This is a genomic window from Apibacter sp. (assembly GCF_025291155.1).
In the GTDB taxonomy this organism is placed as follows: domain Bacteria; phylum Bacteroidota; class Bacteroidia; order Flavobacteriales; family Weeksellaceae; genus Apibacter.
Map to the genome: position 1 here is coordinate 1 of NZ_JAMBJZ010000016.1, position 23285 is coordinate 23285.

19 protein-coding genes are annotated in these 23285 nt (G+C 29.8%); 16 read left to right on the top strand and 3 right to left on the bottom strand.

The window, feature by feature from the left end; translation table 11 throughout:
• Nucleotides 1-246 precede the first annotated feature (246 nt).
• From M3Z80_RS03015 to M3Z80_RS03030, 4 genes are all read left to right on the top strand, one after another.
• The gene (locus tag M3Z80_RS03015; RefSeq protein ID WP_293917451.1) at nt 247-420 is read left to right on the top strand and encodes a hypothetical protein; all 174 of its coding nucleotides are present in this window, start codon (nt 247-249) and stop codon (nt 418-420) included.
• Nucleotides 414-1130 carry a DMT family transporter gene (locus M3Z80_RS03020; protein ID WP_293917453.1) on the top strand — a complete coding sequence of 239 codons (717 nt, stop codon included), beginning with the start codon at nt 414-416 and terminating at the stop codon, nt 1128-1130. Before M3Z80_RS03015 ends, M3Z80_RS03020 begins: the two co-directional genes overlap by 7 nt.
• 52 nt (nt 1131-1182) lie before the next feature.
• Entirely contained in the window at nt 1183-1782 is a 600-nt protein-coding gene (locus M3Z80_RS03025) for a CDP-alcohol phosphatidyltransferase family protein (RefSeq protein ID WP_293917455.1), read from the top strand.
• Nucleotides 1783-1903: 121 nt separating this feature from the next.
• Complete coding sequence (locus M3Z80_RS03030; protein ID WP_293917457.1) at nt 1904-2926, top strand: FUSC family protein; 1023 nt, start codon at nt 1904-1906, stop codon at nt 2924-2926.
• Nucleotides 2927-2940: 14 nt separating this feature from the next.
• On the opposite strand, the gene M3Z80_RS03035 is transcribed toward M3Z80_RS03030, so the two are convergent.
• The gene (locus tag M3Z80_RS03035) at nt 2941-3282 is read right to left on the bottom strand and encodes a winged helix-turn-helix transcriptional regulator (RefSeq protein WP_293917459.1); all 342 of its coding nucleotides are present in this window, start codon (nt 3280-3282) and stop codon (nt 2941-2943) included.
• 231 nt (nt 3283-3513) lie between these two features.
• Between M3Z80_RS03035 and M3Z80_RS03040 the strand changes: the two genes are divergently transcribed.
• A complete protein-coding gene (locus M3Z80_RS03040; RefSeq protein ID WP_293917460.1) occupies nt 3514-4191 on the top strand; it encodes a family 16 glycoside hydrolase in 678 nt (225 codons plus the stop codon).
• 40 nt (nt 4192-4231) lie between these two features.
• Here M3Z80_RS03040 and dnaE read toward each other — a convergent pair whose 3' ends face one another.
• Nucleotides 4232-8599, bottom strand: a complete 4368-nt coding sequence (gene dnaE / locus M3Z80_RS03045; protein WP_293917461.1) for a DNA polymerase III subunit alpha — start codon at nt 8597-8599, stop codon at nt 4232-4234.
• Nucleotides 8600-8963: 364 nt separating this feature from the next.
• Here dnaE and M3Z80_RS03050 point away from each other — a divergent pair, with 364 nt between their 5' ends.
• The 11 genes from M3Z80_RS03050 to M3Z80_RS03100 all read left to right on the top strand — a co-directional run bounded on the left by M3Z80_RS03050 (nt 8964) and on the right by M3Z80_RS03100 (nt 21894).
• Nucleotides 8964-9254 carry a hypothetical protein gene (locus M3Z80_RS03050; RefSeq protein ID WP_293917463.1) on the top strand — a complete coding sequence of 97 codons (291 nt, stop codon included), beginning with the start codon at nt 8964-8966 and terminating at the stop codon, nt 9252-9254.
• A gap of 234 nt (nt 9255-9488) precedes the next feature.
• Nucleotides 9489-10808, top strand: a complete 1320-nt coding sequence (locus tag M3Z80_RS03055; RefSeq protein WP_293917464.1) for an aspartate kinase — start codon at nt 9489-9491, stop codon at nt 10806-10808.
• 132 nt (nt 10809-10940) lie between these two features.
• On the top strand, nt 10941-11597 hold the full coding sequence (locus tag M3Z80_RS03060; RefSeq protein WP_293917466.1) for an NAD(P)H-binding protein: 657 nt from the start codon (nt 10941-10943) through the stop codon (nt 11595-11597).
• A gap of 271 nt (nt 11598-11868) precedes the next feature.
• A complete protein-coding gene (gene topA / locus M3Z80_RS03065; RefSeq protein WP_293917494.1) occupies nt 11869-14190 on the top strand; it encodes a type I DNA topoisomerase in 2322 nt (773 codons plus the stop codon).
• Nucleotides 14123-15310, top strand: a complete 1188-nt coding sequence (locus M3Z80_RS03070) for an arginase family protein (protein ID WP_293917467.1) — start codon at nt 14123-14125, stop codon at nt 15308-15310. The genes topA and M3Z80_RS03070 overlap by 68 nt, the downstream gene beginning before the upstream one ends.
• A 112-nt stretch (nt 15311-15422) precedes the next feature.
• Entirely contained in the window at nt 15423-16835 is a 1413-nt protein-coding gene (porK, locus tag M3Z80_RS03075) for a T9SS ring complex lipoprotein PorK/GldK (RefSeq protein WP_293917468.1), read from the top strand.
• Nucleotides 16836-16888: 53 nt separating this feature from the next.
• Entirely contained in the window at nt 16889-17563 is a 675-nt protein-coding gene (porL, locus tag M3Z80_RS03080; RefSeq protein ID WP_293917469.1) for a type IX secretion system motor protein PorL/GldL, read from the top strand.
• A gap of 31 nt (nt 17564-17594) precedes the next feature.
• A complete protein-coding gene (gene porM / locus M3Z80_RS03085; protein WP_293917472.1) occupies nt 17595-19121 on the top strand; it encodes a type IX secretion system motor protein PorM/GldM in 1527 nt (508 codons plus the stop codon).
• A gap of 27 nt (nt 19122-19148) precedes the next feature.
• Nucleotides 19149-20084, top strand: coding sequence for a type IX secretion system ring subunit PorN/GldN (porN, locus tag M3Z80_RS03090; protein ID WP_293917474.1), 936 nt, complete (start codon nt 19149-19151; stop codon nt 20082-20084).
• 104 nt (nt 20085-20188) lie between these two features.
• A complete protein-coding gene (locus M3Z80_RS03095) occupies nt 20189-21229 on the top strand; it encodes an NAD(P)/FAD-dependent oxidoreductase (RefSeq protein WP_293917476.1) in 1041 nt (346 codons plus the stop codon).
• A 5-nt stretch (nt 21230-21234) separates the two neighbouring features.
• Nucleotides 21235-21894 (top strand): rhomboid family intramembrane serine protease, encoded by a 660-nt coding sequence (locus tag M3Z80_RS03100; protein WP_293917478.1) that lies wholly within the window; start codon nt 21235-21237, stop codon nt 21892-21894.
• 102 nt (nt 21895-21996) lie between these two features.
• Here M3Z80_RS03100 and M3Z80_RS03105 read toward each other — a convergent pair whose 3' ends face one another.
• Nucleotides 21997-23268: a DUF2851 family protein gene (locus M3Z80_RS03105; protein ID WP_293917480.1), complete on the bottom strand. Its 1272-nt coding sequence runs from the start codon at nt 23266-23268 to the stop codon at nt 21997-21999.
• Nucleotides 23269-23285: the final 17 nt, after the last annotated feature.

Consider the following 23285-nt stretch of genomic DNA (forward strand, 5'->3'; position numbering starts at 1 on the left):
TAAGTATTATGAAGATAAGATTAAAAAATTAATAAGATCGTAATTTAGATATAATTTATGAATCAGTATCACATCTAAGCTTATAGCTGTTAACTAATATATATAAATTAGTAGAATATATCAATAATGTAATTATATGGTGGTTTTAGTATATATAATTATAAATAATTCATTGAAAAGCTATTTTTGTTGAAAAATAAATAAAGGTTATTAAATTTGCACAAAACATTTATCTAAATATATACCATGAAACTTCCAGCAATAGTTCAACTACACATTATTGTATTTATATGGGGATTTACAGGAGTAATAGGAAAACTAATATCCCTAGACGCCATACCTTTAGTTTGGGGAAGAACATTGGTAGCTGCTCTTATATTATTTTTTTATGTAACTCTTTTTACAAAAAAAAATTGTTAGTATCTAAAAAATTGATTTTACAACTCTTGGGCTGTGGAGTAATAGTAGGAATACATTGGTCTTTATTTTACGGATCTATCAAAATATCTAATATATCAATAGCAACCTCCACACTATCTACAGGAACCTTATTTGTTGCTTTTCTAGAACCAATTTTTTTTAAACGTAAAATTAAAATGTCAGAAATAATTCTAAGTTTAGTAATTATGACTTGCATATTTTTTATATTCAATACTGAAATAAGCTATTGGAAAGGTATACTTTTAGGAATCAGCTGTGCATTTTTATCTGCATTATTTTCTGTAGTTAATGGAATTATGTATAAAAAAGGAAGTTCAGATATCATAACCTTTTATGAAATGGTTGGAGCTTTTTTTACCTTAACGGCTTTAATGACTGTATGTAACGATTGGGAAGCCATAGCAACAATAAAGATAGAGGATGTATTTTGGCTGTTAATTTTAGGAGGATTACTAACAAGTTTTCCTTTATTAATGACTATGAAGCTCATGAAACATATAACTCCTTTTACTTTAATGCTTTCCGTAAATTTAGAACCCGTGTATGCTATACTTATAGCTTTTTTAATTTGGAAAGATTCAGAAAAAATGAGTCCTGTTTTTTATATATCGACTTCCATTATGATTCTTGCGATTTGTGTAAATGGATATCTAAAATCCAAGAATAATAAAATAAGCATTACTAAATAAATAATAGTATTTGCACTATTTTTGATTTTAACACAAGATAAAGTTAGTTATCATGTGTTATATACCCAAACTTCTAATGATATTTAGGTTATTGTTAGGACCTGTAATCATTTATTTGGCCTATAAAATTGAAGAGACTAATAAACTGTATATTGTTATTCTAATGTATTTGGGCTTGTTATCTGATATTTTGGATGGGATAATTGCAAGAAAATTAGGGGTAGCTACTGAAAAACTAAGACGAATGGATAGTCTGATTGATCTGATTTTTTGGATTTCCATAGGTATTTCTTCATGGATTATAAGCCCGAAAATTATTGAAAATCATTTGATTCTTATACTTGTTTTGATTTTATTGGAAGGATTATGCTATATAATCAGTTTTATACGATTTAAAAAAGAAACCAGTACTCATGCCTATTCATCAAAATTGTGGGGAATCACTTTACTTTTAGCCTTTACCTCAATTATTGGATTTAATTACGGAGGATTCTTCTTTTATCTTACGGTTATTGTAGGACTTATTTCTTATATAGACATTTTATTAATACTATTCCTATTGCCAAAATGGGAACACGATGTTCCAAGTTTCTTTCATGCCTATTTAATAAGAAAAAATATACCATTTAAAAGACATTCTTGGTTTCATTAAGCGGTAAAAGAATACCCTTGCATAATTCCATTAGTAAAAGTAATTAAATATGGGTTTTAAATAATGAGAGGTATGAATTTATTGAAACGATGTGGTCACATTGAATGAAAAATAAAAATAAATGAAAATTTCAATAAAAGAGAAGGATAAAAAAGATTTAACTATGGCATTATATTGTTTGCCTGGTATCTTAATTATTTATAGCATAGGGTTTATATTTAAGGATCTTATTTATGCAAGCATTGCAGTAGGTGGAGCTGTAACTGCAGGATATGGTGCTAATAAGAAAATTTTAAAATATCCTTTTGCTCCTATGATTATTTCAGTTATAGGAATGAGTGTATGTGCTTTTTTAGGTTCATTAATTGGACATTCTTATATAGGTTATATGATATGTTGTATTTTACTAGCATGTTTAGCCACTTGTGTAGGTAATATTAATCAAACCGCTTGGTGGATCGTTTTGCAATGGTCTATTGCCTTTTTTGTCGGTGGGTTTTATGTAGGTAACGTTTGGTCAGCACTACAAAGAGGAATTTTAATTCTGTTAGGTGGCTTATTTCAATCAGTATGCATTATATTTTTAATAGAAAAATTTTCATTTCAAAGAAATATTATTGATCCTGATAATCTTTTATCAATTATTAAGAATATATACGAAAATATTGATAAAAAAATACGTTTTAATACAACTATTATTTATGCGGCTTTAGCAATGATAGTTTGCTTTCTACTTATTCATATATTTAATATAAAATACTATTATTGGGTAATTATGACAGCCTTGGTTATTTTAAAACCGGATTTTATTGATACTTTAAAAAAAGCAAGTATAAGATTGTTAGGTACATTCATAGGATTTTTAATAGCCTATGGATTGATTAGGTGGAATTCGTCAAAATATAGTATGGTAATAGAAATCATTATATCATTATATTTATGTTATGTATTTGCTAATCGTAAATATGCAATATTTACAATATTCTTAACCATAAGTACAGTATTAATGTTTTCAATAAATGGCTCATCTGGTGAAGAAATAGCAATGGAAAGACTAATTTCGACATCAATAGGAGGAATATCTGCAATTCTGATAATGAGTTTAAGTTTCCTCCATCTTAAAAAAATAAAAAAGAATAGATAAAATATTGTTTATATTTATTTGAATATTTCATCTCTATGACTTTCAACCCAATCAATCATTGACTGAATAATAGGAAGTACACCTTTTCCCGTTTCAGATAAATAATATTCTACTTTGGGCGGAATTTCTAGATATGCTTTTCGTATAATTAAATTATGTTTTTCTAAATTTTTTAAAGTTTTTGAAAGCATTTTTTGAGAAATATCAGGAATGTTCTTTTTAAGTTCCCCATAGCGCATAGGAAGACCTGATTGCAGAACAACCAATATTAACAAGGACCATTTATCACTAAACCTGCTCAATATATTTCTAATAGGGCAGGAAGGATATTTTAAATCAAGGTTTCTAATTTCCATTTTTATTCTAAATATACAATACTATACTATATAATAATAATTTAAGTTAAATAAATGTTAATGTATCGAAATTATATAATTGATATTCAATATTTCTAACTCTATAGGTTCGTAAAGAACCTAATTGTTCGGTTAACTTCATTAGTCTAATTTTGAATGATATCAAAATCATTAGATAAATGACAATAAATTTTAATTTAAAAATTAGTTATAACAAAAATATTTTTTACCATGATGATAAGAAGACTTCTAATACCCATATATTTACTACTAATATCTTCAAATTTAAAATCTCAAAAAACGGTAGATTTATCTTTGCATAATTTGAAAGCCGTAAATACGATTATGGATTTGGAAAATAGGGAGGGAGAAAAAGTAGTTAGAGCAGTGAAAGACTTGGCTGTAAAAGAATTTGACGAACCTACTTTTGTACGAATTAATTCTATAAATTTTTCGAACGGAATAATCGAAGTTAAGGTATTAAGCAGGCTCTTAGCCGATGCTCCTGATTTTGCGCGAGGATTTATTGGAATAGCTTTTCGCATTAATGATACTAATTCTAAGTTTGAAAGTATTTACCTTCGTCCTTTAAATGCAACCGTTGAGGATCAGACACGAAGAAATCGAAGCATACAATATTTTTCCTATCCGGATTTTAAATATCAACGATTGAGACAAGAATTCTGTGGTAAATACGAGTCCTATGCAGATATAGCACTTAACGAATGGATCCAGATTAGGATAGAAGTGCAAGGTGAAAAAGCTAAATTATATATAAATGATGCAAAAAAACCTTCATTTATTATTAACGATTTAAAATTGGGAGAAAATCAAAAAGGTGCAATTGGACTATTTGTTGACATCGGCACGGAAGGATTTTTTAAAGATATAAAGATAACGTTACAATAAAAAATGAATTGTATTTAGATGTTGAGATTCAAAGATAATTCTAATTTAACTTGAAATCTAAATACAATTCGTTTTTTATTACATCTAATATTTCTTTATTAATATTCACCCTACGATTCATGGATTGAGATTCTAAATACACATTATTCTTTTTATCAATAATTTCAAAATGTATATCTTTAGAACCTGAATTTTCATCACAGACCTTATTTAAGGCAGTAATTGTATTTTCGTCTAAATTTTCCAAATTAATTTTGATAGTTAGTTTCTTAGCATGTTTTCCTATTATATCGCTCAGTTCCTCAATGTTCAACACATTTATATAAACAAACCCATTATCTTTAATCATACCAACAGTGATTCTAACCAAAACAAATAAATTAGGAATTAAATATTTTTGTAAATCCAGATAATTTTTTTTAAGTTTTAACGAAATAGTTCCCGTTTTATCTTCCAAATCAAAAAATGCTATTCTTGTTCTTCCATTATTAATTTCTTTATGTTCAAAACGAGAAATCATTCCAGCTATATAAACCTCTTTGTTAATATATTTATCTTTGTTTTCATTAATCTCAGCAATATCTGTAGGTTTTATTAAAGCGATTTCATATTTATAATTATCCATAGGATGAGCTGAAATATAAATTCCAACTACTTCCTTTTCTCTGCTAAGCTTATACATGGTGCTCCATTCTTCGGTTTCAGGAATTACAGGTTTCATCACATCAAAACCGTCGTCTCCCAGATCACCAAATAAAGAATTTTGTGCAGAATTTTTATTATCTTGATAAGCCATACCGTATCTTACTAGCTTTTCAATAGTACTAGAACCATTTTCTTCTTTAAAAAATTGAGCACGATTCGTAGACAATCCATCGAATGCACCTGCCAAAACTAAATTTTCAAGCACTTTCTTATTAATATTTTTTAAGTCAGCTCTTTCAAAAAATTCAAACAAGTTCTTGTATTTTCCATTATTATATCTTTCACTTACCACAGCTTCCACAGCATTTTCTCCAATACCTTTTATAGCTCCCATCCCAAATCGGATTGCTCCCTTTTCGTTTACAGTAAACTCATAATCACTTTCATTAACATCGGGTCCGAGTACTTCAAGCCCCATATTTTTGCATTCTTCCATGAAAAAACTTAAAGTAGTAAGGTTATTTAAGTTGTTACTTAGCAGAGCTGCCATAAATTCTGCCGGATAATGGGCTTTTAAAAAAGCGGTCTGAAAAGCAATAAAAGCATAACAAGTTGAATGAGATTTGTTAAAAGCATATTGTGCAAAGGCTTTCCAGTCTTCCCATATTTTTTTTAGCTTATCCTCCGGGTGTCCACGTTCAATAGCTCCTTCAAGAAAACGAGCTTCCATTTTATTAAGAACCTGAATCTGCTTTTTACCCATAGCTTTTCTCAACACATCCGCATCACCTCTACTAAAACCAGCCAATTTTTGAGAGAGAAGCATTACTTGTTCTTGATATACGGTAATACCATAAGTATCGGCAAGATATTCTTCCATATCTTTCAGATCATAGGTAATTTCTTCTTTACCATTTTTACGGTTAATAAAGTTTGGAATATACTGTAAGGGACCGGGACGATATAAAGCGTTCATCGCTATCAGGTCTTCAAACTTATCGGGTTGTAAAGCTTTCAGGTGCTTTTGCATTCCCGGCGACTCATATTGGAATATCCCCACGGTATTTCCATTTTTAAATATTTCATAAGTTTTTTCATCATCCAATGGAAACTCATCTGGATTTAAAACTGTTCCAGTTCTCTTTCTGATGATTTCAATTGTATCACTTATTATTGTTAGTGTACGCAGCCCTAAGAAATCCATTTTCAACAGACCGGCGCTTTCCACTACAGAGTTGTCAAATTGTGAAACCAATAAAGAAGAATCTTTGGCAACAGCAACCGGTATTAAATTGGTTATATCTTCAGGAGTAATTATAACACCGCAGGCATGAACCCCAGTATTTCGAAGACTACCTTCCAATTGAAAAGCATTTTGAATAACTTTTCCTTCCAGATCGTTGTCATCAAATTTTTGCTTAAGTTGAAGAACCGGTATAGATTCTTCTTTACCAAAATCCTTAATAAGTTCATCTTCAGACTTATTTTTCAACTTGGTAAGATTTAAATTAGAAGGTAAATTTTTGGATAAACGATCCGTATCACTCAAAGGCAATTCCAACACCCTCCCCGCATCTCTGATAGCAGATCTACCTGCCAAAGTACCGTAAGTAATAATTTGAGCAACCTGATTTTCTCCATATTTATCGACCACCCATTGTATAATTTTTTCACGTCCTCTATCGTCAAAATCAATATCAATATCGGGTAAAGATACACGATCCGGATTTAAAAAACGCTCAAAAAGTAAATCATATTTAATTGGGTCTATGTTTGTAATACCGATGCAATAAGCAACGGCAGATCCAGCAGCCGAACCACGTCCGGGGCCGACAGAAACTCCCATTTTTCGAGCCTGAGAAGTAAAATCCTGAACGATGAGGAAATATCCCGGATATCCCGTTTTAGCAATAGTTTCCAATTCAAATTCCAATCGTTCTTTGGTTTCCGCAGATAAATCATTACCATATCTTTTCTTAGCTCCTTCCCAAGTAAGGTAAGCTAAATAAGCATTTTCTCCTCTTTTACCTCCATCTATCTCATCCTCTGGGTTTTTAAATTCTTCTGGAATTTCAAACTTCGGAAGTAAAACATCTCTTGTTAATTGGTAAGGTTCAAATTTCTTTATAAAGTCTTCGAAATTTTCAATAGCCTCAGGAATGTCCGCAAACAATTCAGCCATTTCGGTTTGCGATTTGAAATTGTATTCATCGTTAGGGAGACCGAATCTTTTTCCGAAACCTCTTCCTTTAGGAGTTGATTGTTTTTCGCCGTCTTTGATACACAAAAGAATATCTTGAGTTTCAGCTTCTTTTTTATTTATATAAAAAATATCGTTTTGAGCTAAAACTTTAACCCCGTATTTTTTTGCAAATTTTAATAAAACTTTGTTTAGATGTTCTTCCTCGTCTAAATGATGCCTAAGTAATTCTACATAAAAATCATCCCCAAATAAACCATACCAATAAATAAACGCTTCTTCAGCCTGTTTTTCTCCAACATTTAATATTAAGCTGGGAATTTCTGAAGTTAAACTTCCGGTAGTAGCTATTAAATTTTCTTTATATAGTTCTATAAGCTCTTTTCCAACTCTAGGATATCCAGCATACAATCCTATTTTGTATCCTAAAGTAGATAATTTTGAAAGATTCTTAAATCCCTCATGATTTTTAGCAATTAAAATTTGAGTATATCTACGATCTGGATTATCCTTTGTAAATTTATTTTGTTTATAATATTCAGATATATACAATTCACACCCAATAATGGGTAATATTTCTCTCTTTAAAGGTTCCGTACTACCATCTTCTAAAATTTTGGCATTGTGTTCATTAATAGTTCCGTTGGCTTTTTTAATCTCATTAAGAAAAGCAAAAGCTCCCATTAAGTTACCTGTATCCGTTATGCCTAAAGCAGGCATATTATATTCAATAGTCTTTTTTATCAGATCAGCATGTTTACTGGTGGAAGTAAGAATTGAATAAACGGAATGATTATGAAAATGAAAATAAGAAGTATAATTTATTTCATCCAATGACTTTTTAGTACCTCCAGAAAATTCTTTACGTTGTTTGTTAAAATCTTTAACCTGAGTACGTATTACTATATCAAAAGGTTGGAAAGGTTCAGGATGGTTTTTAATAAAAGAACTAAGCTCTTCTTCGGTACAATTCAATTTATTTGCACTCACTTGATTTAGCCTAACTAATTCCCAAAAAGCCTGAGCAGTAGCATTCACATCTGCAGCAGCATTGTGAGCTTCGTCAAAACTGTGCCCGAATAATTTTTCATATAATTCGGAAAGTTTTGGAAATTTGAAACCACCTCCCATCCCACCGGGAAGCGCACAAAAGTCTACGCCTTCACGAGCAGTATCAATTAAAGAAAGATCAGCAATCTTATTCTGTATAGATTTTCTATAAAATTCGGCTCCGACAATAGGAATATCAAAAGCAATATTCTGTCCTACCAAAATTGGATTTTTGTCTAATACAGCATTAAATTGCTCAAGTACGGAAGTAAGGTCATGCCCTTCAGCTAATGCTTTTTCAGTACTGATTCCATGAATTTTCTGGGCATTAAACGGAATGTCATATCCTTCAGGTTTAATAATATAATCATAGTTTTCAATTAAATTACCATTTTCATCATGCAATTGCCAGGCAATTTGAACCATTCTTGGCCAATTTTCAGTATCAGAAACAGGAGCATTTGCATTAGCCGGTAGACCAGTGGTTTCAGTATCAAAAACTAAGAATTTCATGATACAAAGTTAGTGATTTCCTAATGAATTATTGATTATAAATACGGCAAATACAGTACTTTAAAATGATATAAATTTTAATAATAAAGAAATTAGTTAAGTTAAATTTTAATGCTAACTAATAACTATTTTATGTAAATATAAGGCAATAAATGTAAATTTTATATTTTATAAAATGTATAAGAGATATGGAAAGAATTATTAGTTTCTTGTTTTATAATTGAAAAGTTCTTAAAAAATAAAATTGTTCTATTCAAAAAGTAATTAAAATATAAATCTAATTTCAATTAAAGTTTTTATTATGACAATATGTTTGGAATCATTTTTGTTTATTTTATTCTAAAAAGTAATTAAAACCTATGGCATGGAAAATAATATTATTGAAAAACTTCAAACAGAAGTAGGATTAAGTGAAGAACAAGCTATAAAATCCTTACATATTATAAAAGACTATATGGATAATGAAAATATTCATGTTGATTGGGAAAAGTTTTTTAAAGGAAAATATGAACATTTTAAAGATACAGTTACTTCTTTTTTTAGTAAAGTAGGAGATAAGGTTGAAGACTGGAGCGATAAAATAGGAGATAAGGTTGATGATTTGACTATAGAAACCAAACGGAAAATAAGAGACGTATCTAAAGATAAAGACTAATGGAGTATATCAACAAATGCCATGGAAGCTTATTATTAAGCTTCCTTTTTTATTAATATTAGTAAGGCTAGAATAATATTTTGAATTTAACACTTACCTCAATTTTAGGAACATAATTTTAAAATAGTAGAAGCTATGAAGTGATAATAGTAATAAATGGAATCTTTTTTATATAAAAATATCAAATAACTCATAAAATATGTATTTTTGTATCTCTCCTTTAATAAGATAAAAATGTTACTATTAAAATTTGGAGGCACAAGTGTAGGAAGTGCCGAACGTATTAAGAATTTGGCTGAATTAACTAAAGGGAAAAAACCTAAAATAGTTGTTTTATCAGCAATGAGTGGTACTACAAATTCCTTAGTGGAAATTTCTCAAGCATTATATGAGAAAAATATACAAAAGGCAAAAGAACTTATAGACACTCTGGAAAATAAATATAGAAACGAAGTAAAAGACTTATATAAGAATGAAACTATCTTAAAAAAAGGTAATGAACTACTAGATGAATATTTTGGTTATTTATCTTCATTTCTAAAATTTCCTTTATTTACTTCGAAGGAAGAAAAAATAATTTTAGCACAAGGAGAACTTCTTAGTACACATATGTTTCATTTCTATATGAGTGAAATAGGAGAGAAGACTCTACTTCTTCCAGCCTTAGACTTTATGAGAATAAACAAAGATGGGGAGCCTGATTTTCCTTATATCGAAGAGCATATTAAAGAAGAACTTAAAAAATATCCAGATATAAATTATTTCATTACTCAAGGATACATATGTAGAAATGCCCAAGGAGACATTGATAATTTACAGAGAGGAGGAAGTGATTATACGGCTTGCATAATCGGAGCAGTTATAGACGCAGAAGAAATACAAATCTGGACAGATATAGATGGAATGCATAATAATGATCCACGATTTGTTGACAAAACCCATCCAATAAGCGAATTAAGTTTTGAAGAAGCAGCAGAATTAGCTTATTTTGGAGCAAAAATTTTGCATCCAACATGCATTCTTCCCGCACAAAAAAGAGGAATACCCGTAGCCTTAAAAAATACAATGCAGCCTGAGGCTAAAGGTACTTTAATAGGTAATATAAATACACCTGAAGGTATTCGTGCCGTAGCGGCAAAAGATGGTATTTACGCTATCACCATTAAAAGCGTTAGAATGCTATTAGCTTATGGATTTCTTAAAACCATATTTGAGATATTCGATAAGTACAAAACCTCAATTGATATGATTACAACTTCGGAGGTGGCCGTTTCTTTGACTATAGACAATTCATCGAACTTGGATAATATCTTAAAAGAATTAAATGAGATTGCCAATGTTGAAGTTGAAAAAGATCAAACAATTATCGCAATAGTAGGAAATATTGCTAAAAATGAAGCAGGGTATGCAGTTAAAATTCTCGATGCCCTAAAAGACATACCTTTGCATATGATTTCTTATGGAGGAAGTGAACATAATATTTCTGTAGTAATAGATAGTGTAAATAAAAAAGAAGCTTTACAAGCACTTAATACTAAACTTTTCGGATATTAAAATATTCAATATAAATTAACTATAAAGAATTACGTCTTTAAAAAAGCTTTTAAGAAACGCCTTAATAGCTTTTTTTATCTTTATAAATAAAATTTTATACTAATTTAAGTATAAATCAAATACATTATTAAGTTGAATAAAACGGCAATAATAATAGGAGCAACCGGATTAGTAGGTAGTAGTTTATTAAATTATCTGTTAAAAAGTTCAAATTATACGAAAGTAATTATTCTAGCTAGAAAAAATATTGAAATTAAACATCAAAAACTAATTTGCTACCAAATTGATTTTGATTTAATTGAATCCTACAAAGATTTAATTACAGGAGATGATTTCTTTTGTTGTTTAGGAACAACATTAAAAAAAGCTCATACTATTGAAAACTTTAAAAAGGTTGACTTTAATTATCCATTGCAATTTGCTCAAATAGCTAAAACCAATAAGGTGAAAAATTTTTTATTAATATCTTCAATTGGGGCTAACTCAGAATCAGGTAATTATTACATTAAAACTAAAGGGCAATTAGAGGATAAAATCAAAGAGTTGTTTTTTCATGGAACTTTCATTTTTAGGCCATCTATTTTAAAAGGTATTCGAAATGAATTTCGACTTAAAGAAAAAATAAGCGAAATATTTTTATCTATATTTTCATTTTTATTATTAGGGAAATTAAAAAAATACAGACCTATCTTGGCAACACAAGTAGCAAAAGCTATGTATATAGAAGCTCAAAAGGGCTTAAAAGGAATATATATTTTTGAGTCGGATGTCATGCAAAATATAGAATAGAATTTTATCTAAAAATATTACACTATTCGATAATAAAAAACTAACGAAAAAATATAGCAAAAAATAGTAAAAGTGTACATAAATTAGGAAAAAACTAAATGATTTCATAAAATTAGCTAAAATGGTAAATATGAATGTGCAAATTCAATCTAATAAACTGCAATACTATGAAAATTAAACATTTATAGATGGGAAAAATTGCATATTAGAAAATAAAAAAGGAAACATTAATTATAATATTGGTAAAAAATTTCTAATTTCGCGAAAAATTATTCATATGAATCTGGTAATTGTTGAATCGCCTGCAAAGGCCAAAACAATAAAAAAATTTTTAGGAAAAGATTTTGAAGTTGAATCAAGTTATGGTCATATAACAGATCTGGCTAAAAAGGATATGGGGATAGATATGAAAACCTTAGAACCTATATACCAGGTTTCCACGGATAAAAAAGAAGTTGTGAAGAAACTTAAATCATTAGCAAAAAAAGCGGATACAGTTTGGTTGGCTTCCGATGAAGACCGTGAAGGAGAAGCCATTGCCTGGCATTTATTTAATGAATTAAATTTAAAATCTGAAAATACTAAAAGAATAGTTTTTCATGAAATAACCAAAAATGCAATTCAAAAAGCCATTCAAAATCCCAGAACCATTGATATTAATTTAGTAAATGCGCAACAAGCTAGAAGAGTATTAGACAGATTAGTAGGGTTTGAAATGTCGCCTATTCTATGGTCTAAAGTAAAAGCAGGTTTATCTGCAGGCAGGGTCCAATCCGTAGCAGTTCGTTTAATTTGTGAAAGAGAAAAGGAAATTGAGAAATTTATTCCGGTTCCCATTTATAAAGTAGAGGCAGATTTTTATAACAAATCAAAAAATTTATTAAAAAGTAAATTAAACACAGATTTTGCTGATTATTCGCAAGCATTAGATTTTATACAAAGAGCAAAAGGAAAAATATTTTCCATTTCCAATGTTGAAACTCGTCCAAGTAAAAGAAGCCCATCAGCTCCTTTTACAACATCTACCTTACAACAGGAAGCCTCAAAGTTAGGATTCTCAGTAAGTAGGACTATGATGATTGCTCAACAACTATACGAATCGGGATACATTACATATATGAGAACCGATAGTGTAAATTTATCCGAAGAAGCAATTAATTCAGCTAAAAGTGTTATTGTAAAAAATTTTGGTAACGAATATTTACACACACGTCAATATACCACTAAAAATAAATCAGCACAAGAAGCTCACGAAGCCATACGACCAACAAATTTATCTGTGCAGGAGGCAGGAGCAGATGATTCTCAAAAAAAATTATATCATTTAATATGGAGAAGAACTTTAGCTTCACAAATGTCTGATGCAAGATTAGAAAGAACCATTGTAGATATATCCGCTTCAGATTTAAAAGAAAAATTTATTACAAAAGGCGAAGTAATTATTTTTGACGGATTTTTAAAAGTTTATCAGATCCAAAAAGATGAAGACTCCCCAGAAGAGGATAATGAAGGTCTATTGCCGAAAGTGGAAAAAGGTGAGATAGTACAATTATCACAAATCATAGGAGAAGAAAAATTCAGCAGACCTGCACCAAGATATAACGAAGCATCTTTAGTAAGAAAATTAGAAGAACTGGGTATTGGTCGTCCTTCTACCTATGCACCTACAATTTCCACCATTCAGAAAAGACAATATGTTGAAATAAGAGATTTAGATCCTAAGCAAAGAGAAGTAAAGAAAATATTATTAAAAAATGATAATATTAAAGAAAAAATAGAAGTGGAAAATTACGGAGGAGATCGAAGAAAACTTATGCCTACCGATATTGGATTGGTAGTGAATGAGTTTTTAACTGAACATTTTCCCACCATTCTAGATTATGGTTTTACCGCAAAAGTAGAAGAAGACTTTGATAATATTGCAGGCGGAAATGAGAATTGGAAAGAGATGCTATCCGGATTTTATAGTGACTTTCATCCGCATGTAGAAGAGGTTAAAGAAACAGCCGAAAGAGCTACTGGAGAAAGATTGCTAGGACAAGATCCGATAAGCGGAAAAAATATCTATGCACGAATTGGAAGATTTGGACCAATGATTCAGATGGGAGAAACAGAAGAGGAAGAAAAACCGAAGTTTGCCGGTTTAATGAAAGGGCAACATATAAATTCAATTACTTTAGAAGAAGCACTTAAATTATTTGAGCTTCCAAGGTATTTAGGAGATTATGAAGATAAAAAAGTGGAAGTAAATACAGGCAGATTCGGACCCTATGTAAAACATAATAGCAAATTTTTTTCTCTCAAACCTAAAGAAGGAGACGAAATTGCTACCATAACATTAGATAGGGCGATAGAATTAATAGAAGCTAAAAGAGAGGCTGATAAGAATAAATTTATTAAAGCTTTTGAAACCGAAGATCCTATCATAGAGATTTTAAATGGAAGATGGGGACCTTATATAAAACAAGGGAAAGAAAACTTTAAAATACCTAAAGAGGTTGAAGTAGATAAATTAACCCTTGAAGATGTTAAAAAAATTATCTCAGAAACAGGAAGTAAAGCTAAGTCAAAAAGCAAAACAAAAAAGAAATAAGTTGGAGGCATTACGGCATTTTTTGCATCCGGTAGATGAATCTCTGTTATATGGGCTGCCTGATTCTGTAGGAAGTAAGATACAATTCTACTGGGATGATAAATTAGAAGAGAACAGTATAGTAATTATCGGTTGCCCTGATTTACGGGGAACCGGACATAGTAAAGAATTTTCTAACTTACGATTGATACGTGAAGAGTTCTATCGATTAATATGGAATGACTGGAATATAAAATTATATGATTTAGGCGATATCATACCAGGAGATGAATGGGAAGATACAGATTTTGCTTTAAAAAAGGTCTTGGAAGAGTTATTGGAAATGAAAGTTCAACCCATAGTTTTAGGAGGAAATATGGGATTGAATTATACTGTTTATAAAGCACTTTCCATACTAAATAAACCCTTAAATTATACTGCGGTTGATAATAAAATTGAAATTGAAAACGCGAAGAGAAAATTAACCGATAAAAATTATCTATCTAAGATGATAGTGGAAGATGTAAATTTGTTGTTCAATTTTACCAATATAGGCTATCAAAGTTACTATGTATCTCAATCCACATTAAAAAAATTCAATACCCTTGATTTTGAGGGAATACGTTTAGGAAATATTGCTAGTAATATAAAAGATTCAGAACCGGTCTTTAGAAGTTCCGACTTTGTAGGAATTAATTTAGATTCGGTAGAATCCTATGATGGAACTCTTTCAACCGGAAGTACGGTAAATGGATTTACGAATAGAGAAATATGCAGTATATCAAGGTATGTAGGCTTGTCCAAGCAAATTAAAATAATCGGTATTTATAATTTTTTAGGATATTCATACAATAAAATGAATGAAAAGTTAGTTTCACAAATGCTATGGTATCTCATTGATGGTAAAAATCAGCAAGAGTATTATGAGAATGATGAATATATCAAATATACAGTCATACATGAAGATAAAGAACTGGTTTTTTTAAAAGATAAGTATGTTGATAAATGGTGGTTATCTATAGATATTGAAGGCGATGGAAATGCGGTTTTTTTAGTTCCTTGCTCGTTGAATGATTATAAAGATGCTTTAGAAGGAAATGTTCCAGAACGCTATTGGAAAACCTTTAAAAAATTTTTATAAATAGATGAGAAGATTAAAATACCTCTAATTTTATTTAAGTGACAAAAAAATTTTTAAATAAAATAAAAAAATAGTAGTTTTACAATTTTTAAAAAGAAATATTTTGGTTATAATGAGAAAAATATTATTACTCTTATTGGCAGCAACAACAATAATTTCTTGTAAATCGACCAGGAAAGGTAAAGCAGGAAAGCCGGGAGTTAAAGGAGAGGTTGTAATTACAGAAAAAGGTCAACAATGGAATAATAAAAAACCTTATGGTATGGTACCTATTCCAGGTGGAGCTTTTGTTTTAGGACAGTCAGATATGGATTTCACAGGAACAAATACTAAAGCGCCTTTAACTACCGTTACAGTTTCAGCCTTTTATATGGATGACACAGAAGTAACAAATGCAGAATATAGAGTGTTTGTTAAATATGTTAGAGATTCAATTGTTCGTTCACTTTTAGCAGAAAGAGGAGGTGAAGAAGGAGGAGAAGGAATTGGAAAATATTCATATTTAAATAAAAAATCAGAAAAAGAACAAACTGCATATCAACAGATGTTAGAAGAGCAGGGAGGGAGAGATGGTTACGATGAATCTAAAAAATTGGATTGGTCGGTTCCATTAGAATGGAATACATCACGATATCCTGACGTTGCCTATGCAGAAGTATTGGAATCTTTATATTACCCACCTGAAGAAAGATTTAACTACGAAAGAGTTATTGATCCAAGAAAGTTAATTTATCAATTTACCTGGATAGACCAACTTGAAGCTGTGAAAAATAAAGGAAGAGGTGAAGATTTCTTAAAAAGAGAAGAGATAGCTATTTATCCTGATACTACTGTTTGGCTAAGAGATTTTAATTATTCATTTAATGAACCCTTATTTGAGCAATATTTCTGGCATAAGGCCTACTCTAAATATCCTGTCGTAGGTGTAACTTGGGATCAGGCAAGAGCTTTCTGTGCTTATAGTACAAAATCTAAAAACGATTTTAATCAAAGTAGAAAAAGAAAACTTGATAAAATATTTCCCTATAGACTACCTTCAGAAGTGGAATGGGAATACGCAGCAAGAGGTGGTCTTGAAAATGCTCCTTATCCTTGGGGAGGCCCTTATCTAATTGACGATAGAGGCTGTTATTTGGCTAACTTTAAACCTAAGCGAGGTGATTATATGGAAAGTGAGAATGGATTCTTATATACAGCTCCTGTAAAATCTTTTCTTAAAAATGGATTCGGTCTTTATGATATGGCAGGTAATGTATCTGAATGGACCATTTCAGCTTATAACAATAGCTCCTATATTATATCATCCACATTAAATCCTTATTTAGGTAACAGAATTGAAGACCCGAGAAAAGTTATTAAAGGCGGTTCATGGAAAGATATCGGATACATGTTAATGGTTAACGAAAGAGATTGGGAACATAAAGATTCTGCGAGAAGTTTTATTGGATTCAGAAGAGTTCAAACCATACCGGAAGGAGCTAAAGGAAAATTTCCACCTATAAAAAAACAAGCTCCGGTAAGATAAAATATAATTATAAAATAAATAAATATTAAATATAAATAATTAAATTTAAAAAGATGGCATTGAAAACAAAAACGAAGGATAAGGTATTAAATATGGTGTACTCATTGGGTGCAGCAGTAGTTATCGTTGGAGCATTATTTAAAATTAATCACTGGGGATTGGGACCTATTACAGGAAGTACTATACTTGCGATAGGATTAATTGTAGAAGCATTTATATTTGTAGTATTTGCATTCGATCCACCTCCAGCAGAATATGAATGGGAAAAAGCATATCCTGAATTATTAAATGGTGCACCGGCAGGAAAAAAATCAAAGCCGCAGCCGCAAATGCAAGAAGCAGAAATCTCATTATCTAATAAATTAGATGAAATGCTTTCTCAAGCTAAATTAGATGCAGGATTACTAGAAAGACTCCGCGGAGGAATTGAAAACTTTGGTAATGCTGTTGAAGGCATAAACAAAACAGTGGAAGCAAGTTCAGTTACAGAAAAATACAAAAATCAGTTAAGTATAGCTTCTTCACATTTGGAACGCCTAAATGCATTGTATCAGTTACAATTAGATAATGGTAAAATTTATACTGAAGCAAATCAAAAATTTGTTGATGATTTATCAAAAGCTGGAGAGTATTCACATACATTCCAACTACAATTAGCTGAATTAACAGCAAATCTAAATAATTTAAACAAAGTATATGGTGGTATGCTTAATGCCATGAAAGCTTAATAATTTTAAATTAAAAATTAAATAAGTAAAAATGGCAGCAGGAAAACAGACACCACGCCAGAAGATGATAAACCTAATGTATTTAGTGTTTATATCAATGCTGGCAATGAATGTGGATAGAGAAATTTTGCGTTCTTTTGAAGGAATTAATGAATCCTTGCAATTATCCACAAAATTAACTGATGAAAATAATAAAACCTTTTACGAACAGATAGAGGCTAAAAAAGCTGAAGGAAAAGAAGGATATGAGGAAATAGCTAAAAAGTCCGATGAAGTAAAAAATCAAGCAAAAGAAGCTATAGACGCGATTCAAAATGTTAAAAAGAATCTTACAGAAATAGCTGACTATAGACCTCCTTCCGCGGGAGAAGAAACAAACTATAATTCTCTTCAAAATACAGATGTAGTTAATAAAGTATTCTTTGTTAATGATAACACTCCAACTAAGGAGGTACAAGAGATGATTACGAAAGTTCAAAACTTTACAAAATTTATACTTCAAGGAGCAGGAGAAAATGCAAAAATGAGAATTGAGCAATTGTTCGATTTTTCAGATAAACAAAATAAACCTTGGGTTGTAAATCAATTTTATGATCAACCTATGATTTCTGCACTAACAAATCTAACAAGATTAGAATCTAATATTAGAACGGAAGAAGGAAATAGGGTTAGAGATTTATTAGCTAATAAACTTGAAGATGAAATAGAATTGAAAGCATTTGTACCTATAGTATCCGCTCCAAAATTCGTTAGAGCAGGAGAAAAATTCAATGTTGTAATCGGTTTTGGAGCCTATGATAACACTCTTAAAGGATCAATTACATTAAACGGACGTAATATTCCTTTATCAGGTGGAAAAGCGGTTGTTAATATGGTAGCTTCGGGTATAGGAAAACAAAGTTTATCAGGAAATATATCTTATCAAACTCCAGGAGGGATAAAAACTGAAAAATTTAATGAAACTTACGAAGTTGTTCAAGATGTTGTTAAGGATTTACCGACAGGCGGTACAGTTGTTGCAGATAAAATGAATGTTGTTTATAGGGGAGTTGATAATCCAATGAGTGGTTCGGTTACCGGTGTAGATGCATCAACAATAAGTATGACCACATCTAATGGTAGTCTATCAAAATCTGGTAAAGGGTGGATTTATAAAGCCGGATCAGGCACAACGACATCATTTACAATTTCAGGAAAAACATCTTCAGGAAAAACAGTTTCTACTACTGTAGGGTTTAGAATTAAAAATGTACCAAAAGCACAAGGAACTATACGTGGAGCAAATGTTGTAAGTATGCCAGGTAGCTCTGTACCTAATCAAACTGTATCTGCTGCTATACCGGATTTCGAATTCCCGGTTACATTTAATGTAACAGGATTCAAATTGAAAAGACCAGGTGCGGCTGCAAGACCATATTCTGGTAATTCATTGAGAGCTGCTGCTGATTATCTTAAAGGTTTAAAATCGGGAGATCAAGTATTAATATTTGATATCGCTGCAACTGCTTCAGGAATATCTCAACAAAGTATTTCACCGATACTTATCAATGTTCAATAATAAAGAAATTAATAATACTATTTTAACATGAAATCTTTACTAATTAGTTTGGCAATCTTAACATGTTCAGGAGCATTCGCACAAAATATATTAAATGCTAAATCACCTGTTGAATTAAGAGAAATGAGAGAAGAAAGGTATGATATTGTAAATGGTACAGATACAATCTCTACTGCTCCTACTGTATTACCTTATGGATATATTGAAGATAAAGATATTCTATGGTCTAAAGTAGTATGGGAGATTATTGATTTAAATGAAAAATTAAATCAACCATATTATTATGCACACGACGATGTATCAACAACTTATATCTCTTTATATGATGCTCTTTTTAATGGAATAGATTCAGGGAAAATTACTGAAGTTTATGACGATGATAACTTCACATCAAGGATTTCTCCAGAAAATCTCCAAAATAAGATTCAAGCTATAAGAGAATCGGAATGGCTTCAAGATAAAAGGGCATCTGGTGAAGAAATTACTGCGCAAGATTTGATTGAAGGAGTGGATAATTATAAGACTGATACTCGTAGTGTAAAATTGATTAAGATTAAAGGAATGTGGTATATTGATAAGCGACTTGGGCAAATGAAATATCGTTTGTTAGGGCTCGCTCCGATGGGGCCTGATCCACAAGTGCTTGGTTTAACTGAGGCTACCATGTTAGGCTATCAAGGAGATGATGAGATGATTGATTTATTCTGGATATTTTATCCTGGAGCTAGAGAAGTATTATCAAGTTGTACAGTGTTTAATCCTAAAAATGGATCTTCATATATTACTTATGATGATGTATTAAATGCTAGAAGATTTAGTTCCATTATATATAAATCTCAATCTGAATATGGAGATGGATTGATTACAAATTACATTCCAGGTGATGCAAAAGCTCAGCTTGAAGAGAGCAATAGGATTAAAAATGAAATTCTACAGAAAGAAAATAATATGTGGAATTACTAATGATAATTTTTTTTAAATGTATATATAGTCCTGAATCAAATTTTTGATTCAGGATTTTTTTTAAATTTGCTTATGATTAACACTACTTTTGATTATAAAATATTATGGTAGATTACCTTATTGTCGGACAAGGATTAGCTGGTTCATGTTTGGCTCACAAACTTCATAAAGAAAATAAATCATATAAAATCATTGATATTGTTTCAAATTCTGCATCATTTGTATCCTCAGGAATGTATAATCCTGTAGTATTAAAAAGGTTTACACCCGTTTGGAATGCTGAACCCGAGATAGAAAAATTATATCAAGTATTTAGAGAATTTGAAGATTTATTGAAAGTTAAGTTAGTATATAATTCAGATTTATATAGAATCTTTGCCAATGAAGATGAAGTAAAAACCTGGAAAAAAAAGTCTGAAAGAAATGAAAATTTAAAACCTTTTTTAGATACGGAAATTTATAATTCTATAAATCCATATATTAAAGCTGATTTCGGTATGGGTAAAGTATTTAAGTCAGGTAAAATATTTGTTAGAGAACTTTTAAGAGAATTCAGAAAATTCTTACTTAAAAATAATAGTTTGATAGATGATATTTTTGATTTTAGTTTTTTAAAAAAAGATAATGGATTTTACAATTATAAAGGAATTAAAGCTTTAAAAATTGTTTTTTGTGATGGATATGCTTTAAAATATAATCCTTATTTTAGCTATCTTCCTATGGAAGGCGTCAAAGGTGAAACTATGGTTATTCATGCAAATGGATTAGAACTTACTGATATTGTGAAATCTAAGGTTTTTATTATGCCTATGGAAAAAGATTACTATTATGTGGGTGCTACCTATCATTATCGTGAAATTAATGATGAAATATCTGAAGAAGGACAAAATGAATTAATTACTAATTTAAATAAATTTTTAAAAATAGATTATAAGATAATAAAAAAATTTGCAGGAATACGACCAACAGTAGTTGATAGAAGACCTCTCTTAGGAGAACATCCTGAATACGAAAATATGTTTATTCTTAATGGATTAGGAAGTAGGGGGGTGATGTTAGCACCAACGATGGCTAATGAGCTCTATGAATTCATGGAGAATTCAAAAGAATTACTTTCTGAGGTCAATATTAAAAGATTTAATTAATATAAATGGGAAATTCAAATATTATTGTAATAGGTATTATTGTTATTACTAGTATAATCAGTATCAAAGGATTTAATGATCAAGAATTTTTTGATAGATACAAATTCAATATAAGAGCAATCTTAATAGATAAGCAATGGGATAGAATGATAGTTTCTGCTTTTTTACATGGAGATATAGCTCATCTTTTTTTTAATATGTATACCTTTTATTTCTTTTCAAGTTTAGTATTAAATTACGGTACTATTTTATTTATACTAACTTATTTCGGCTCAATTATTGGGGGAAATACATTAGCATTGTTGATGCATAAAAATAATCCGTATTATAGCGCTATAGGAGCGTCTGGAGGTGTGTCTGGGATTTTGTTTGCATCTATCATTTTAGATTCTCAAATTTCGATTGGAATTTTTCCTTTGCCTTTTTCAATTCCAGGATGGATTTTTGGTATTATTTATTTGACATATTCATTATATGGAATGAAGACTCAATTAGGTAATATTGGTCATGATGCGCATTTAGGGGGAGCAATCTTTGGTATTTTATGTGGACTAGGGTTTGTATTTTTGTTTCCCAACCATTTTAATCCTTTATATTTTTTATTAATGATAATACCTCTTGTTTATTTGGTCTATACTTCTTTTTTCAATGATAAAAATAAGTAGAAATATCATAACTTTAAATTTCTGTAATTATTGAATAATAAGGTGTTAGATACAAGAAAATACATAATGCTAAAATTATAAATAAAAAAAGTTCAAAAAATATTATTTTAAAATTCTAAATCCTATTTCACAATTTAAGCATTGTCTTTTTAAACATTTATTTTTATATAAATATAAGAATGCCTGAGAATCTAAAGCTGACTTACATTTAATACCTAAATTTTTATAATTGGATATGATCGAATTATTTTCGTGTTCAATCTCGTAAAGGATTTCAAAGATTTCTTCATCTAAGGAATTTCCAATGCTTTGAGAATAAGCAAATTTTATAGGTAAAAAAGCATTAAGAATTAATAAATTTTTTTGAGATATGGATAATTTTTTTTCGAAATATTTTGTTGTTTTTTTATCGAATACATAATGATCATTCCAATATAAAGAAGCTTTTACGTCGTCTAGTAATTGATAATATTGCTGAACTGTTTTTATTCCTATTACATAAGAAAATAAATTCTGATATATGGAGAGTAAATTTGCAAGTTGAGATAATCTGAGAGAAGGAAAATTAAAGGGTCTCAATCTCATGTATTTTATTTCGATTAATTGCGTTGGAATGTTATATTTTGATTGTATAAATTTATATTCATTGAATAAATTTTGTGGATAATCATCCATATAATTGTTTAATTCATGAGTGACTCCAAATAATAAGGATTCCATATTAAATTTATTTTTTGAAATCTTTCGGATGATCTTATAATCTATAGATAAAAATATCTGTTCAAAAGCTTCAGCATTAATTTTTAGACCAAATGTGTATGCTAAAACAGCACCAAGGGTGGCTTCCCAATCATTCTTTTTTAGTTTGAGAATTTGGTAAATATGCTCACATTTACTTTTGAGTTTTTCTAAATACAGATTTTCAGAGAAATTTAAAAATTCTGAATCTAAACAATTACTGATTAACTTTTCACAAGGAATAAAATCGAATGAATTTTCTTTTAAGAAAGTATAATTATTCTTAATTTCATCAGATATATAAGTTTTCAATTCAAGGATTGGAAATGATGAGTTATGAATTTTATAATCTTTGTCATCGAACTCATATACTACATGTAATATTACATTTTTATAACTTTTGTTATGATCATGTTTATGCTTAATCCAATCAGATGATCTTACGTGAATTTCAATATTACCATTCCATTCAACAGAATCAATTTTTATTTTAGCAAATAAAAAATCAGGTCCGGCATTCGTATTATAAATACCAACATTAATAATATCAATTTTTTCCCCTTCAATAGTATATAAATGTAGAGTATTAAATTTTTTAAATTGCCATATATGATGCAGTAATTTTTCTTTTATCATGGAAGTAGTTCAAAGTA